The organism is Herbiconiux sp. 320_LB, from assembly GCF_059691755.1.
In genome coordinates, this window is sequence record NZ_JCAWAD010000001.1 from 201,639 (window position 1) to 218,102 (window position 16,464).

The following is a 16,464-nucleotide window of genomic DNA, read 5'->3' on the forward strand; positions in this document are numbered from 1 at the left end:
ACGCATCCGCCCCGTCACCGAGACAGACACCGACACCCACCGAAAGCCGGAACACCCATGCTGAAGATCGCGGTGCCCAACAAGGGCTCCCTCTCCGAGACCGCCGCCCAGATGCTCGCCGAGGCGGGCTACCAGGGCCGTCGCGACTCCCGTGAGCTCGTCGTCCAGGACCCGCGCAACGACGTCGAGTTCTTCTACCTGCGTCCGCGCGACATCGCCACCTACGTCGGCTCCGGCGCGCTCGACGTCGGCATCACCGGCCGCGACCTGCTGCTGGACTCGGAGTCACCGGCCACCGAGACGGCCGCCCTCGACTTCGGCGCCTCCACCTTCCGCTTCGCCCGCCCCGTGGGCACGGCCATCGAACTGGCCGACCTCGACGGCTCCCGCGTCGCCACGAGCTACCCGGGCCTGGTCCGCGCCTTCCTCGCCGGCCACGGGATCACCGCCCAGCTGATCCGCCTCGACGGCGCCGTCGAATCCGCCGTGCGGCTCGGTGTCGCCGACGCCGTGGCCGACGTGGTCTCGACCGGCAGCACCCTCAAGAAGGCGGGCCTGGAGATCTTCGGCCCCGTCATCCTCGAGTCGACGGCCGTGCTGATCAGCTCGGGCACCGAGCACGCCGGGGCCCAGACCCTGCTGCGCCGGCTGCAGGGCGTGCTGGTGGCCCGTCAGTTCGTGCTGATGGACTACGACGTGCCGGTCGCGCACCTCGACGAGGCCTGCGCGCTCACCCCCGGCATCGAGTCGCCGACGATCTCGCCGCTGCACGACCCGGAGTGGGTCGCCGTGCGCTCGATGGTGCCCCGCAGCGACACCAATCAGGTGATGGACGCGCTCTACGAGGTCGGCGCCCGGGCGATCCTGGTCAGCCCCATCCACGCCGCGAGGATCTGATGCCGCTCGCCGTTCGCGTCATCCCGTGCCTGGACGTGGCCGCCGGCCGCGTGGTCAAGGGCGTCAACTTCGAGAACCTCCGCGACGCCGGCGACCCGGTCGAGCTCGCGCGGCTGTACTCCAAGCAGGGCGCCGACGAGCTGACCTTCCTCGACGTGACCGCCACGGTGGATGCGCGCGACACCATGTACGACGTCGTGCGCCAGACCGCCGAACAGGTCTTCATCCCGCTCACCGTCGGCGGGGGAGTGCGGACCACGGAGGACGTGGCCCGCCTGCTCGCACACGGGGCCGACAAGGTCGGCGTCAACAGCGCCGCGATCGCCCGTCCCGCCCTGATCGACGAGATCGCCGACCGCTTCGGCGCCCAGGTGCTCGTGCTCTCGCTCGACGTCAAGCGCACCGCGCCGCGGGCCACGGTGCCCTCGGGCTTCGTCGTCACCACGCACGGCGGCCGACGCGAGACCGAGCTGGATGCGCTGGACTGGGCGCGCCAGGCGATCGACCGCGGCACCGGCGAACTGCTGGTCAACTCCATCGACGCCGACGGCACAAAGGACGGCTTCGACCTCGAACTGGTCGGACTCATGCGCGAGCTCAGCCGTGTGCCGGTGATCGCCTCGGGCGGCGCCGGACGGGTCGAGCACTTCGGTGAGGCCGTCAAGGCCGGTGCCGACGCCGTGCTCGCCGCCTCCGTCTTCCACCTGCGCGAGATGACGGTCGGCGACGTCAAGGCCGAACTGAAGAAGGAAGGGGTGGTCGTGCGATGACCGACGTGGACGGGATCCTCGACCGGGTGCGGTTCGACGACAAGGGCCTCCTGCCCGCCGTGATCCAGCAGTGGGACACCAAGGAGGTGCTCATGCTGGGCTACATGGACGCCGAGGCGCTCCGCCGCACGCTCACCGAGGGTAGGGTGACCTACTGGTCCCGCTCGCGCCAGGAGTACTGGCGCAAGGGCGACACCTCCGGGCACGCGCAGTTCGTCAAGGGCGCGGCCCTGGACTGCGACGCGGACACCCTGCTCGTCGAGGTCGACCAGATCGGGGTCGCCTGCCACACCGGCGCCCGACGCTGTTTCGACGTCGACCCGCTCGACCCCGTGGTGCTCGATGAAGGACAGGCCGGGAGCGGGGCATGAACGCGCCCGCCCCGGCATCCACCTCGACCGCGTCGACGACGCGCGAGGAGTTCGACGCGGTCGTCGGCACCCACCGCGTCATCCCCGTGGTGCGGGATCTCTTCGCCGACGGCGAGACGCCCGTCGGCATCTACCGCAAGCTCGCCGACGGCCGGCCGGGCACCTTCCTGCTCGAGTCCGCCGAGCAGGGCGGCATCTGGTCGCGCTTCTCGTTCATCGGCGTGTCGAGCTTCGGCCTGCTGACCGAGGCGGAGGACCACGCGGCCTGGATCGACCTCGGTCTGCCCGAGGAACGCGCGTTCCCGGACGGCATGCCCCGCGGCCCGCTCGACGCCGTCAGCGCCCTCTACGACCGGTGGAAGACCCCGGCCCTGGCCGGGCATCCGCCCCTCACCGGCGGGCTCGTGGGCTTCGTCGGCTGGGAGTCGGTGCGGCAGATGGAGCGGCTCCCGAACCGGCCCGCGGCCGACTACGCCATCCCGAGTCAGGGGCTCGCCTTCGCGCACGAGATCGTCGTGGTCGACCACGCCTACGGCACCGTGCAGCTCATCGTGAACGTGCTCGCCGACGAGCGCGCCCACGCCTCGGCAGAGCTCTGGGCCGACGCCCAGGAGCGCCTCGACCGCCTGCAGACCCGGCTCGCCGAGCCCTCGGAGGCCTGGCTCGGCACCGCCGACTTCACGACCCAGGCGACGCCCCGGGCCCGCACCGCGAAAGACGACTACCTGGCCTCGATCGACGTCGCCAAGGAGCACATCCGTGAGGGCGACGTGTTCCAGGTCGTCATCGCCCAGCGCTTCGAACTCGACTGCCCTGCTGACCCGCTCGACGTCTACCGGGTGCTGCGGATGCTGAACCCCAGCCCGTACATGTACCTCCTGACCCTGGCCGACACCTCGGGCACCCCGTTCCAGATCGTCGGGTCGAGCCCGGAGGCCCTCGTCAAGATCGGCAAGGGCCACGCCCACACCCACCCGATCGCCGGTTCGAAGCCGCGCGGCGCCACCCCGCAGCTCGATCAGGAGCTCGAGCAGGAGCTGCTCGGCGACCAGAAGGAGAAGGCCGAGCACCTCATGCTGGTCGACCTCGCGCGGAACGACCTGTTGAAGGTCTGCGAGGCCTCCTCGGTCGAGGTGACCGAATTCATGCGGGTCGAGCGGTTCAGCCACATCATGCACATCGTCTCCTCGGTCGAGGGGCGGATGCGGGACGGTGTCGACGCCGTCGACGTCTTCCGGGCCACCTTCCCGGCGGGCACCCTCTCGGGGGCGCCGAAGCCGCGCGCGCTGGAGATCATCGACGCGCTGGAGCCCGCTCAGCGCGGCGTCTACGGCGGGGTCGTCGGGTACTTCGCGTTCGGCGGCGACGCCGACCTCGCGATCGCGATCCGAACCGCCACGATCCGCGAGGGCGTGGCCACCGTGCAGGCCGGCGGCGGCGTCGTCGCCGACTCCGATCCGCTGAGCGAGTTCCAGGAGTCGCAGAACAAGGCCGCGGCCCCGCTCCGTGCCGTCGCCGTCGCCAACGCCATGACGCGGGTGCGCTGATGACCGCGCACGAGGCGGGCGGCGATCGGCGACCGGCGGCCGCTTCGACCACCGGAGGCCGGGGCACCGGTCGGGTCGGCACCGGTCGTGTCGGCACCGGACGGGTCGGCACCGGCGGCCGCATCAAGGCCGTCACGATCCTGGCCGTGCTCGTGCTGAGCGGACTGACCTTCCTGGCCTGGTCCCAGTCCTGGGGCAGCCTCGAGATCGCCGGAGGCTCGACCACCGAGGCCTCGCTCAACGTCCCGGGCTCGGCCGCGGCTCCCGCCCTCTCGGCCCTGGGGTTGGCGGGGATCGCCCTGGCCGGCGCCCTCGCGATCGCGGGCCCGATCATCCGGATCGTGCTCGGCGCCCTCGAGGTGCTGCTGGGTGCGAGCGTGCTCTGGTCGGCGCTCGGCGCACTCGGCGACCCCGTGGCCGCCGGGGCCTCCGTCGTGACCACCAACACCGGCGTCGCGGGTCTCGGCTCGATCCGCGAACTGGTCACCGCCGGCCCGGCGAGTCCCTGGCCCGCCGTCGCGGTAGTGCTCGGCATCGCGATGATGATCGTCGGGATCGCCGTGATCGCCACCGTGCGCCGCTGGCCCGCCGCGAGCCGGAAGTACCAGGCCGTCTCGTTCGAGGGCGTGGACGGACGACGCAGCAGCGACCCCGCCGACTTCTTCGACGACGAGCCCGAGGACGGCGTCGACGACGAACCCGGCGTCGGACCCGCCGACGGCGTCGAGGATGCCGCGCGCGACAGCAGCACCGCCAGCACCACGGCCACGTCCGCCTCTCCCGCCGACCCCCGTCGCTCGCCGGAGACCGACGAACCCCTCCGCCGCGCCCGCGACGCGGCGGTCGACGACTGGGACAGCCTCTCCCGAGGCACCGATCCCACCCGCTGACACCCGGTAGACTTGCCGGGACGACCACTTTGAGACAGGAAGAGATCGATGAGCCACGAAGAGGATGAAATCGGCGAAGGCCACTCGCTCGCAGCATGGACCGGCGTGATCGTCGCCCTGGTCGGCATCGCGATCGGCACGGTCGCGTTCTTCTTCGACATCCAGTGGCTCGTCTGGGCCGCTGCGGGCCTCACGCTCCTCGGGTTCATCGCGGGCTTCGCCCTCTCGAAGGCGGGCTACGGCGTCAACGGCGGCCGTACTCTGCAGAAGGAGCACTGACCCCGGTGCTCGCCGATCTCGTCGCGGGTGCCCTCGAAGACGCGGCCACTCGGCAGACGGAGCGGAGCACCGCCGCCGTCGAGGCCGCCGCTCTCGCGCGCCCGGCCGCGCTCGACGCCCTGGCCTTCCTCGCCCCGGCCGACCGGATCAAGATCATCGCCGAGGTGAAGCGCGCGAGCCCCTCGCGCGGCGCCCTGGCCGAGATCGCCGACCCGGCCGCCCTCGCCGCCCAGTACGCCGAAGGCGGAGCGAGCGCGATCAGCGTGCTCACCGAGCAGCGCCGCTTCAAGGGTTCGCTCGCCGACCTCGAGGCCGTCCGCGCCGTCGTCGACGTGCCGGTGCTGCGGAAGGACTTCATCGCCACCGAGTACCAGGTGCTCGAGGCACGGGCCGCCGGCGCCGACCTCGTGCTGCTGATCGTGGCGGCGCTCGACCAGCCGACGCTCGTCCGCCTGCACGAGTTCGTGCTGTCGCTCGGGATGACCCCGCTGGTCGAGACCCACGACGCCGCCGAGGTGTCCCGCGCGGTCGATCTCGGCTCCTCCCTGGTCGGGGTCAACGCCCGCGACCTCACCACCTTCGAGCTCGACGCCGACCTGTTCGGCCGGCTCGCCGACCGCTTCCCCGCCGACACGGTGAAGGTGGCCGAGTCGGCCGTCAAGACCGTCGACGACGTCGCCCACTACCGTGCGGCCGGCGCCGATGTCGTGCTCGTCGGCGAAGCCCTGGTCACGGGTGCCTCACCCGCGACGACCCTGAAGGAGTTCCTCTCCGTATGACCGATCTCAATTCCGTCCGTTCGCTGCGCGCCGAGTCGGGGCCGTTCTTCGGCGAGTTCGGCGGTCGGTTCATGCCCGAGTCGCTGATCGCCGCCCTCGACGAGCTCGACGAGGCCTACCAGCTCGCCAAGCTCGACCCCGAGTTCCACCGCGAGCTCGCCGAGCTCGGCCGCACCTACACCGGCCGCCCCTCGATCGTCACCGAGGTGCCCCGCTTCGCCCGGCACGCCGGCGGCGCCCGCATCATCCTGAAGCGCGAAGACCTGAACCACACCGGTTCGCACAAGATCAACAACGTGCTCGGGCAGGCCCTGCTCGCGAAGCGGATCGGCAAGCACCGTCTGATCGCCGAGACCGGCGCGGGCCAGCACGGCGTCGCCACGGCCACCGCGGCCGCCCTGTTCGGCATGGAGTGCGTCGTCTACATGGGCGAGGTCGACACCGAGCGCCAGGCCCTGAACGTCGCCCGCATGCGGCTGCTCGGCGCCGAGGTCATCCCGGTCACCAGCGGCACGCGCACGCTGAAGGACGCGCTGAACGAGGCCTTCCGCGACTGGGTGGCCAACGTCGAGAGCACCCACTACCTCCTCGGCACGGTCGCCGGGCCCCACCCGTTCCCGGCGATGGTGCGCGACTTCGTGAAGGTCATCGGCGAGGAGGCGCGCCAGCAGGTCATCGACCTCACCGGTTCGCTGCCGGATGCGGTGACCGCCTGCGTCGGCGGCGGATCGAACGCGATCGGCATCTTCCATGCCTTCCTCGACGACGCCACCGTGGGCCTCTACGGCTACGAGGCCGCCGGCGACGGCATCGACACCGAGCGGCACGCCGCCACGATCTCGATGGGCCGCCCCGGTGTGCTGCACGGCTCGCGCAGCATCATGCTGCAGGACGAGGACGGCCAGACCCGCGACTCCCACTCGATCTCCGCGGGCCTGGACTACCCGGGCGTCGGCCCCGAGCACGCCTGGCTCGCCTCGATCGGCCGCGCCAGCTACCGCCCGGTGACCGACGCGGCGGCGATGGATGCGTTCCGGCTGCTCTGCACGACCGAGGGCATCATCCCCGCCATCGAGTCCGCGCACGCCCTGGCCGGCACGATCGAGCTCGGCCGCGAGCTCGGCCCCGACGCGACCATCCTCGTCTCGCTCTCCGGGCGCGGTGACAAGGACGTCGAGACCGCCGGCCGCTGGTTCGACGTGCTCGACGAGCAGGGGAACGCCAAGATATGACCGCCCTGACCCACTCGCCCGTCGCCAGCACGATCGCGGCGACGAAGACCGACCGCGCGGGGGCGCTCGTCGGCTACCTCCCGGTGGGCTTCCCGACCCTCGACGCGAGCGTCGACGCCGCCGTGGCGCTGGTCGAGAACGGCGTCGACGTGCTCGAGCTCGGGCTGCCCTACTCCGACCCGGTGATGGACGGTCCGGTCATCCAGGCCGCCACCGTCACCGCACTCGCGAACGGCACCCGGCTCCGCGACGCCTTCAAGGCCGTCGAGCGCATCCGCGCCCGGGTGGATGCGCCGGTGCTGGTCATGACGTACTGGAACCCGGTGCTGCAGTACGGTGTCGACCGGTTCGCCGACGACCTCGTCTCCGCGGGCGGCGCCGGCCTGATCACCCCCGACCTCACGGTCGACTCGGGCGCGGACTGGCTCGCCGCCAGCGACCGCACCGGGCTGGACCGGGTGTTCCTCGCCGCGCCGACCTCGACCGACGAGCGCCTGCGCATGGCGGTGGAGAACAGCCGCGGCTTCGTCTACACCGTCTCGACGATGGGCACGACCGGAGCCCGCGGCGACCTGGACGCCGCGGCGCGCACCCTCGCCGGCCGGCTCCGCGAGCAGGGGGCCGAGAGCCTCGCCGTGGGCATCGGTGTCTCCACCGCGACGCAGATCGCCGAGATCCTCACCTACGCCGACGGCGCGATCGTCGGCTCCGCCCTGGTCAAGGCGCTGTCGGACGGCGGAGTCGCCGCGGTCGGGCGTCTGGCGGCCGAACTCGCCGCGGGTACGGGCCGGTAGCGCACCATGGTGCCGCAGAGCCTGGTGCCGCTGACCTCGATGCCCCAGAGCATTCCCGCCCCGGGCACCGTGTCCTTCGACCTCACGAAGTGGCTCGCGAGCCTCGGGCTGGAGTTCTTCGGGCAGTGGAGCCTGCCCATCCGCTTCTCGGCGATCTTCGTCGTGCTGGCGATCGTGGCCGCGCTCTGGCTGACCTCGCGGCGTCTGACCAAGCGCGGTGCCGAGCCCGGCATCGTGGTCGACCTGGCGATCTGGGCCGTGCCGCTCGGCTACGTCGGCGCCCGCCTCTGGTTCGTGCTGGAGCATCCGGCCACCTACTTCGGCGCCTCGTTCCCCGGCTCGCTCTTCGCCGTCTGGGACGGCGGGTACACCTTCACCGGCGGCCTGATCGGCGGCGCGGTCGGGGCCCTGATCGGGTCGCGGCTGAGCGGCATCCGGTTCTGGTCGTTCGCCGACGCGCTCGCTCCGGCGCTCCTGGTCGGCCAGGCCGTGGGCCGGGTGGGGGACTACTTCGACCTGCTCCGCTTCGGGGTGCCGACCACGCTGCCCTGGGGCCTGGAGGTCCCGGCGGGCACCCCGGGCTTCCCGACCGGTCTCGCCGACGGCACGCTGTTCCAGCCCGTCTTCCTGTACGAGATCGTCTGGAACCTCGTCGGCGCAGCGCTGCTCGTCGTGGCGACGCGACGTCTCGCGCTGCAGTGGGGCAAGGTCTGGGGCCTGTACCTGATCTGGTTCGGTCTCGGCCGGTGGTGGATGTCCGGACTCCGGATCGACCTCGGCCCCCTGATCGCCGGCGTGCGGCTGGAGGTCTGGACCGCGTGGCTCGCGATCGTGCTCGGACTGGTGGTGATCGCGGTGCAGTCCCGACGGCATCCGGGGGTGGAGACCAGCCCCTACCGGCCGGGTGCGGAGTGGGCCGGTCCCGCTGGGGTAGAATCGACCGACACGTATTCGGACGATGAGCTGGAGGGCGAGGACGCTCCCGAGCTCGCCGAGAACGAGGCAGTCGAACCGAACGCCACAAGTGAAATCGGAGCGAGGTCCCCGTCCGCGCGATGACAGCACCCCGGCGCGGTGAAGGACAGTAGACCACCACGGGACCGTCAGATCCCGCGGATACCCTGATATCAATGGGCCATTGGCGTCCCAGTTCCCTTATGAATCACGTAGAGGACGGTTCTCTATGGCCGATCAGCCTGCATCCTTCTCCTTCAGCGCGTTGCCGCCCGCCCAGGGTCTGTACGACCCGGCCGACGAGCGCGACGCCTGCGGGCTCGCGATGGTCGCGACCCTCCGCGGCACCGCCGGCCACGACATCATCGACACCGCCCTCGGGGCGCTGCGCAACCTCGAGCACCGCGGGGCGATCGGCTCCGACGCCGGCACCGGTGACGGCGCGGGCATCCTGACCCAGATCCCGGACGAGTTCCTCCGCGCCGTCGCGCCCGTCGAGCTGCCTCCCGTCGGGCAGTACGCGGTCGGCAACGCCTTCCTCCCGCTGGACGAGGCCGAGCGCCGCACGGTCCTCGACCGCATCCACGCCCTCGCCGCCGAGGAGGACCTCGAGGTCCTCGGCTGGCGCGAGGTGCCCGTGCGGCCCAACGAGCTCGGCCGCCTGGCGCGGGATGCGATGCCCGCGATCCACCAGCTCTACCTGCGCTCGACCCGCACGACCGAGTCCGGCGAGACGCTCTCCGGCCTCGACCTCGACCGCCAGGCGTTCCGGCTCCGCAAGCGCGCCGAGCTCGAGCACGAGGTGTACTTCATGTCGCTGTCGTGCCGCACCATCACCTACAAGGGCATGGTCACGACGCTGCAGCTCGAGCCGTTCTACCCCGATCTCTCGGACGAGCGCTTCGCCTCGAAGCTCGCCCTCGTGCACTCGCGGTACTCGACCAACACCTTCCCCTCGTGGCCGCTCGCGCAGCCGCTGCGCATGATGGCGCACAACGGCGAGATCAACACGGTGCAGGGCAACCGCAACTGGATGCGCGCGCGCCAGTCGCAGCTGCACTCCGAGCTCCTCGGCGACCTCGCCCCGCTCTACCCGATCGTGACCCCGGGGCTCAGCGACTCCGGCTCGTTCGACGAGGTCGTCGAGCTGCTGACCCTCGCGGGCCGCTCGCTGCCGCACGCGATCATGATGATGGTGCCGGAGGCCTGGGAGAACCAGGCCGACTTCGAGCAGGCCCGCCGCGCCTTCTACGAGTACCACTCCATGCTGATGGAGCCGTGGGACGGCCCGGCCGCCCTGATCTTCACCGACGGCACCCTGGCCGGCGCGACGCTCGACCGCAACGGTCTGCGCCCCGGTCGCTACCTGATCACCGACGACGGCCTCGTGGTCCTCGCGAGCGAGATCGGCGTCTTCCCAGACGTCGACCCGGCGCGGGTCGTGCGGAAGGGGCGGCTGCGCCCCGGCAAGATGTTCCTCGTCGACACGGCCGCCGGCCGCCTGATCGAGGACGACGAGATCAAGGCCGAGCTCGCCGCCGCCGAGCCCTACGCCGAGTGGCTGGAGGAGGGCCGGATCAACCTCCGCGACCTCCCCGAGCGCGAGCACATCGTGCACACCCCCGCCTCGGTCACCCGCCGTCAGCGCACCTTCGGCTACACCGAGGAGGAGATCCGCGTCCTCCTCACCCCGATGGCGAAGGCCGGCGCCGAGCCGCTCGGCGCCATGGGGTCGGACACGCCGATCGCGGTCCTCTCCGACCGCCCGCGCCTGCTGTTCGACTACTTCACCCAGCAGTTCGCCCAGGTGACGAACCCGCCGCTTGACTCGATCCGCGAGGAGGTCGTGACGAGCCTGCGCCTCGGCCTCGGCCCGGAGCGCAACCTGCTCGACGCGACCCCCGAGCACACCCGTCAGGTCATCCTCGACTTCCCGGTGATCGACAACGACGAGCTCGCGAAGATCCAGCACATCGACCCGCGCTCGGGCAGTCGTCTGACGACGACGATCCGCGGCCTCTACCGGGTCGACGAGGGCGAGAAGGCGATGCAGAACCGCATCGCCGCGATGTGCGCCGAGGCCGACGAGGCGATCGAGAACGGCGCCGAGTTCATCGTGCTCTCGGACCGCGACTCGAACCGCGAGTACGCACCGGTGCCGTCGCTGCTGATGCTGGCGGGCGTGCACCACCACCTCATCCGCAAGCAGACCCGGATGAAGGTCGGCATCATCGTCGAGGCCGGCGACGTGCGCGAGGTGCACCACGTCGCCCTGCTGATCGGCTACGGCGCGTCGGCGGTCAACCCGTACCTCGCCATGGAGACGGTCGAGAACCTCGTCCGCAGCGGCGTGATCGTCGGAGTGACGCCGGAGAAGGCCGTCAAGAACGTGATCAAGGCGCTCGGCAAGGGCGTGCTCAAGATCATGTCCAAGATGGGCATCTCCACCGTGTCCTCCTACGCGGGGGCGCAGACCTTCGAAGCCGTGGGCCTCGCTCCCGACTTCGTGAAGGAGTACTTCACCGGCACCTCCTCCAAGCTCGGCGGTGTCGGCATCGACGTGATCGCGGCCGAGAGCGGCGCGCGCCACGCCGCCGCCTTCCCGGACGACGCCGCGGTGACCGCGCACGAGCCGCTCGCGGTCGGCGGCGAGTACCAGTGGCGCCGCGAGGGCCCGCCCCACCTGTTCAACCCGGACACGGTGTTCCGGCTGCAGCATGCGACCCGTGCGCGGCGGTACGACATCTTCCGCGAGTACACGCAGCTGGTCGACGACCAGGCCGAGCACCTGATGACGATGCGCGGCCTGTTCAAGCTGCGCACCGGCGTCCGGCCGCCCGTGCCGATCGACGAGGTCGAGTCGGTCTCCTCGATCGTCAAGCGCTTCTCCACCGGGGCGATGAGCTACGGCTCGATCTCCAAGGAGGCGCACGAGACCCTCGCGATCGCGATGAACCAGCTCGGCGGCAAGTCGAACACCGGTGAGGGCGGAGAAGACGTCGACCGTCTGCTCGACCCGGCCCGGCGCAGCGCGATCAAGCAGGTCGCCTCCGGCCGGTTCGGCGTGACGAGCATGTACCTCACGCACGCCACCGACATCCAGATCAAGATGGCGCAGGGCGCCAAGCCCGGCGAGGGCGGCCAGCTCCCGCCGACCAAGGTCTACCCCTGGGTGGCGCGCACGCGGCACGCGACCGCGGGAGTCGGCCTGATCTCGCCGCCCCCGCACCACGACATCTACTCGATCGAAGACCTGAAGCAGCTGATCTTCGACCTCAAGCGCGCCAACCCCGAAGCCCGCGTGCACGTCAAGCTGGTCAGCCAGAACGGCATCGGCGCGGTCGCGGCAGGGGTGACGAAGGCGCTGGCCGACGTCGTCCTGGTCTCCGGCCACGACGGCGGCACGGGCGCCAGCCCGCTCAACTCGCTGAAGCACGCCGGCACCCCGTGGGAGATCGGTCTCGCCGAGACGCAGCAGACGCTGATGCTGAACGGGATGCGCGACCGCGTGGTCGTGCAGGTCGACGGTCAGATGAAGACCGGCCGCGACGTCATCGTCGGCGCCCTGCTCGGAGCCGAGGAATTCGGGTTCGCGACGGCCCCGCTCGTCGTGGAGGGCTGCATCCTGATGCGCGTCTGCCACCTCGACACCTGCCCGGTCGGCGTCGCGACGCAGAACCCCGAGCTCCGCGCCCGCTTCTCGGGCAAGCCCGAGTTCGTGGTCAACTTCTTCGAGTTCCTGGCCCAGGAGGTGCGGGAGTACCTCGCCGAGCTGGGCTTCCGGAGCCTGGAGGAGGCGATCGGCCACAACGAGCTGCTCGACGTCAACGCGGCGGTGGAGCACTGGAAGACCGATGGCCTCGACCTCAGCCCCGTGCTGGTCGGCCCGGAGTTCTCGGCCGACGAGCCGCGCGCGAACCGCCGCCCTCAGGAGCACGAGCTCGAGAAGCACTTCGACAACCGCCTCATCCACGAGGCGCGGTCGGCGCTCGAGCACGGCGAACCGGTGGCCATCACGCTGCCCATCCGCAACACCGAGCGCGCGGTCGGCACGATGCTCGGCCACGAGGTCACCAAGCGCCACGGCGAGCAGGGCCTGCCCGACGGCACCATCCAGGTGACGCTGCTGGGCTCGGCCGGGCAGTCGCTCGGCGCGTTCCTCCCCTCCGGCATCACGCTGCGCCTTGAGGGCGACTCGAACGACTACGTCGGCAAGGGCCTCTCGGGCGGTCAGATCATCCTGCGACCCGACCGCCACTCGGTCTTCCCGGCCGAGCAGAACGTGATCGCCGGGAACGTGATCGGCTACGGCGCCACCCGGGGCAGCCTGTTCCTCCGCGGGATCGTGGGGGAGCGGTTCCTGGTCAGGAACTCGGGCGCCACCGCGGTCGTCGAGGGCGTGGGCGACCACGCGCTGGAGTACATGACCGGCGGTCTCGCCCTCATCCTCGGCGCGACCGGTCGCAACCTGGGGGCCGGGATGTCCGGCGGTACGGCCTACATCCACGACCTCAACCCCGAGCGGGTGAACGCCGACTCGCTGAACTCGGGCGAGCTGCAGCTGCTGCCGCTCGGCGGCGCCGACGTCGAGATCGTGCGCGACCTGCTCGAGCGTCACCTGGCCGAGACCGGTTCGCCGCTCGCTGCCGGGATGCTCGACGACTTCGACACCACCGTCGCGGCGTTCACCAAGGTGCTGCCCCGCGATTACGCAGCCGTCCTCGCCACCCGGCAGGAAGCGGTAGAAGAAGGACTCGACCCGGACGGCGACGTCGTCTGGGGTCGCATTTTGGAGGTGACAGGTGGCTGATCCCAAGGGCTTCCTGAAGACACAGGAGCGCGAGCTCCCGCCCCGTCGACCCGTCTCGGTGCGGCTGATGGACTGGAAAGAGGTCTACGAGCAGGGCGACGCCGCGACCACGCGCCGCCAGGCCGGCCGCTGCATGGACTGCGGCATCCCGTTCTGCCACCACGGCTGCCCGCTCGGCAACCTGATCCCGGAGTGGAACGACCTGACCTGGCGCGACGAGGGCCGTCAGGCCATCGAGCGTCTGCACGCGACCAACAACTTCCCCGAGTTCACCGGGCGCCTGTGCCCCGCGCCCTGCGAGGCGGCCTGCGTGCTCGGCATCAACCAGCCGCCGGTCACGATCAAGCAGGTCGAGGTCTCGATCATCGACCAGGCCTTCGCGAACGGCTGGGTGCAGCCGCACCCGCCGGAGCGCCTCACCGGCAAGACCGTCGCGGTCGTCGGCTCGGGCCCCGCCGGCCTGGCTGCCGCCCAGCAGCTCACCCGGGCCGGTCACACCGTGGCGGTGTACGAGCGCGACGACCGCATCGGCGGCCTGCTGCGCTACGGCATCCCGGACTTCAAGATGGAGAAGAAGCACCTCGAGGCGCGGCTGACCCAGATGATGTCCGAGGGCACCCGCTTCCGGGCCGGCATCGAGATCGGCGTCGACATCTCCTGGGACGACCTGCGCGCCCGTTACGACGCCGTGATCGTCTGCACCGGAGCCACGGTCCCGCGCGACCTCCCCATCCCGGGCCGCGACCTCGACGGCGTGCACTTCGCCATGGAGTACCTCGTGCAGCAGAACAAGGTCGGCGCCGGGGACGACATCCTCGGCCAGATCGACGCCGAGGGCAAGCACGTCGTCGTCCTCGGCGGCGGCGACACCGGCGCGGACTGCATCGGTACGGCCCACCGCCAGGGTGCGCTCTCGGTCACCAACCTCGCGATCGGCAAGCAGCCGCCCGCGGAGCGTCCCGAGACCCAGCCCTGGCCGATGTTCCCGACCCTGTTCGAGGTCGCCAGCGCCCACGAGGAGGGCGGCGAGCGGACCTACCTCGCCTCCACCGTCGAGTTCCTCTCGAACGACTCGGGCGAGGTGCGCGCCATCCGCGTCGCCGAGACCGAGTTCGTCGACGGCCGCCGGGTTCCCAAGGCCGGCACCGAGAAGGAGATCCCCGCCGACCTGGTGCTCCTGGCCCTCGGCTTCACCGGGCCGGAGTCGGACGGCATCGCCGAGCAGCTCGGCACCCGCTTCGACCAGCGCGGCGCCGTCGAGCGCGCCGGCGACTACCAGAGCAGCAGCCCCGGCGTCTTCGTCGCGGGCGACGCCGGCCGCGGCCAGTCGCTGATCGTCTGGGCGATCGCCGAGGGCCGTGCCGCGGCCTCCGCGGTCGACGCGTACCTGGAGGGCTCGACCGAGCTCCCCTTCCCCGTGAAGCCCACCGATCGCGCCATCTCGATCTGATAGCCTCCAACCTGCCTCCAACACCACCACCACATGCGCCCCGGCGCAGAACTCGGAGCAATAGACACTGATGAGACGCGCCAAAATCGTCGCAACACTCGGCCCGGCAACCTCCAGCTACGACACGATCAGGGCCATCATCGATGCCGGCGTCGACGTCGCGCGGATGAACCTGAGCCACGGCAGCTACGACGTCCACGAGGCGGTCTACCGCAACGTGCGCCAGGCCGCGAAGGACTCCGGTCGCGCGGTCGCCGTCCTGGTCGACCTGCAGGGCCCGAAGATCCGTCTCGGCCGGTTCGAGAACGGGCCGTACGACCTCGCCGAGGGTGACATCTTCAAGATCACGGTCGACGACATCATCGGCAACAAGGAGATCTCCTCGACGACATACAAGGGTCTGCCGCAGGACGTGGCGCCCGGGGATCCGCTGCTGATCGACGACGGCAAGGTCACGCTGCGCGTGCTCGAGACCGACGGCCGCGTCGTCACCACCGTCGTCGAGGTGCCGGGTGCGGTGTCGAACAACAAGGGCATCAACCTGCCCGGCGTCGCCGTCAACGTCCCCGCCATGAGCGAGAAGGACATCGCCGACCTGCGCTGGGGCCTCAACCTCGGCGCCGATCTGATCGCCCTCTCCTTCGTGCGGGATGCCGACGACGTCACCCAGGTGCACGAGATCATGGCCGAGGAGGGCCGTCGGGTCCCGGTGATCGCCAAGATCGAGAAGCCGCAGGCCGTCGAGAACCTCGAGGAGATCGTCGACGCCTTCGACGGCATCATGGTCGCCCGCGGCGACCTCGGCGTCGAGCTGCCCCTGGAGGCGGTGCCGATCGTGCAGAAGCGCGCCGTCGAGCTCTCCCGTCGGATGGCCAAGCCCGTCATCGTCGCCACCCAGGTGCTCGAGTCGATGATCTCCAGCCCCCGGCCCACGCGCGCCGAGGCCTCGGACTGCGCCAACGCGGTGCTGGACGGCACCGACGCGGTCATGCTCTCGGGCGAGACCAGCGTCGGCGAGTTCCCGGTCATCACGGTGCAGACCATGGCCCGCATCATCGAGTCGACCGAGGAGCACGGTCTCGAGCGGATCCCCCCGCTCGGCACCAAGCCCCGCACCCAGGCGGGCGCCGTCACGCTCGCCGCCGCCGAGGTGGGCGACTTCGTCGGAGCCAAGTTCCTCTGCGTGTTCACCGAGTCGGGCGACTCGGTGCGCCGCATGACGCGACTGCGGTCCAGCATCCCGATCCTCGGCTTCACCCCCGAGTCCGGCATCCGCGACCGCATGGCGCTGAGCTGGGGCGTGCAGTCCTATCTCGTCGACCGCGTCAAGCACACCGACGAGCTCATGGTCCAGGTCGACGACGTGCTGCTCGGCCACGGCCGCGCCCAGATCGGCGACAAGGTCATCGTCATCTCCGGTTCCCCTCCCGGGGTCGCGGGCACCACGAACGACATGCGCGTGCACGTCATCGGGTCGGCCCACAACCCCTCGGCACCCGCGGTGATCGACAACTGAGGCACACCGACGGCGACTGAGCCCGGCGCGTCCACGCGCTACCTCAGGATTCGGCCAGGATTCGATCAAGGTTCGATCGGTTCCTGGCCGATCGCCGTTTCCGGGCGGATCTGCGCTGCTAGATTCCCAACTGCCCGGGGAGCGATCGGCTCGACGGGCCCCAGGAATCCTCGAC

Annotated in this window: 13 protein-coding genes; all 13 read left to right on the top strand. The window is 70.9% G+C overall.

Features of this window, described 5'->3' with window-relative positions:
* Nucleotides 1-57: 57 nt before the first annotated feature.
* The 13 genes from hisG to pyk all read left to right on the top strand — a co-directional run bounded on the left by hisG (nt 58) and on the right by pyk (nt 16,289).
* On the top strand, nt 58-897 hold the full coding sequence (hisG, locus tag AC59HU_RS00935) for an ATP phosphoribosyltransferase (protein ID WP_497221437.1): 840 nt from the start codon (nt 58-60) through the stop codon (nt 895-897).
* Nucleotides 897-1,667, top strand: coding sequence for an imidazole glycerol phosphate synthase subunit HisF (gene hisF / locus AC59HU_RS00940; RefSeq protein WP_497221438.1), 771 nt, complete (start codon nt 897-899; stop codon nt 1,665-1,667). Before hisG ends, hisF begins: the two co-directional genes overlap by 1 nt.
* Nucleotides 1,664-2,038 (top strand): phosphoribosyl-AMP cyclohydrolase, encoded by a 375-nt coding sequence (gene hisI, locus AC59HU_RS00945; protein ID WP_497221439.1) that lies wholly within the window; start codon nt 1,664-1,666, stop codon nt 2,036-2,038. Before hisF ends, hisI begins: the two co-directional genes overlap by 4 nt.
* A complete protein-coding gene (locus AC59HU_RS00950; RefSeq protein WP_497221440.1) occupies nt 2,035-3,585 on the top strand; it encodes an anthranilate synthase component I in 1,551 nt (516 codons plus the stop codon). The genes hisI and AC59HU_RS00950 overlap by 4 nt, the downstream gene beginning before the upstream one ends.
* The gene (locus AC59HU_RS00955) at nt 3,585-4,475 is read left to right on the top strand and encodes a Trp biosynthesis-associated membrane protein (RefSeq protein ID WP_497221441.1); all 891 of its coding nucleotides are present in this window, start codon (nt 3,585-3,587) and stop codon (nt 4,473-4,475) included. The genes AC59HU_RS00950 and AC59HU_RS00955 overlap by 1 nt, the downstream gene beginning before the upstream one ends.
* Before the next feature lie 48 nt (nt 4,476-4,523).
* A complete protein-coding gene (locus AC59HU_RS00960) occupies nt 4,524-4,754 on the top strand; it encodes a DUF6704 family protein (protein WP_497221442.1) in 231 nt (76 codons plus the stop codon).
* A gap of 5 nt (nt 4,755-4,759) precedes the next feature.
* Complete coding sequence (gene trpC / locus AC59HU_RS00965) at nt 4,760-5,533, top strand: indole-3-glycerol phosphate synthase TrpC (protein WP_497221443.1); 774 nt, start codon at nt 4,760-4,762, stop codon at nt 5,531-5,533.
* Nucleotides 5,530-6,765, top strand: a complete 1,236-nt coding sequence (gene trpB, locus AC59HU_RS00970; RefSeq protein ID WP_497221444.1) for a tryptophan synthase subunit beta — start codon at nt 5,530-5,532, stop codon at nt 6,763-6,765. Before trpC ends, trpB begins: the two co-directional genes overlap by 4 nt.
* Nucleotides 6,762-7,559 (top strand): tryptophan synthase subunit alpha, encoded by a 798-nt coding sequence (gene trpA, locus AC59HU_RS00975; protein WP_497221445.1) that lies wholly within the window; start codon nt 6,762-6,764, stop codon nt 7,557-7,559. The genes trpB and trpA overlap by 4 nt, the downstream gene beginning before the upstream one ends.
* A 6-nt stretch (nt 7,560-7,565) precedes the next feature.
* Nucleotides 7,566-8,618 (top strand): prolipoprotein diacylglyceryl transferase, encoded by a 1,053-nt coding sequence (gene lgt, locus AC59HU_RS00980; RefSeq protein WP_497221446.1) that lies wholly within the window; start codon nt 7,566-7,568, stop codon nt 8,616-8,618.
* Between the two features lie 124 nt (nt 8,619-8,742).
* Nucleotides 8,743-13,323, top strand: a complete 4,581-nt coding sequence (gene gltB, locus AC59HU_RS00985; protein WP_497221447.1) for a glutamate synthase large subunit — start codon at nt 8,743-8,745, stop codon at nt 13,321-13,323.
* Nucleotides 13,316-14,773, top strand: coding sequence for a glutamate synthase subunit beta (locus AC59HU_RS00990; protein WP_497221448.1), 1,458 nt, complete (start codon nt 13,316-13,318; stop codon nt 14,771-14,773). Before gltB ends, AC59HU_RS00990 begins: the two co-directional genes overlap by 8 nt.
* Before the next feature lie 70 nt (nt 14,774-14,843).
* A complete protein-coding gene (gene pyk / locus AC59HU_RS00995) occupies nt 14,844-16,289 on the top strand; it encodes a pyruvate kinase (RefSeq protein WP_497221449.1) in 1,446 nt (481 codons plus the stop codon).
* Nucleotides 16,290-16,464: the final 175 nt, after the last annotated feature.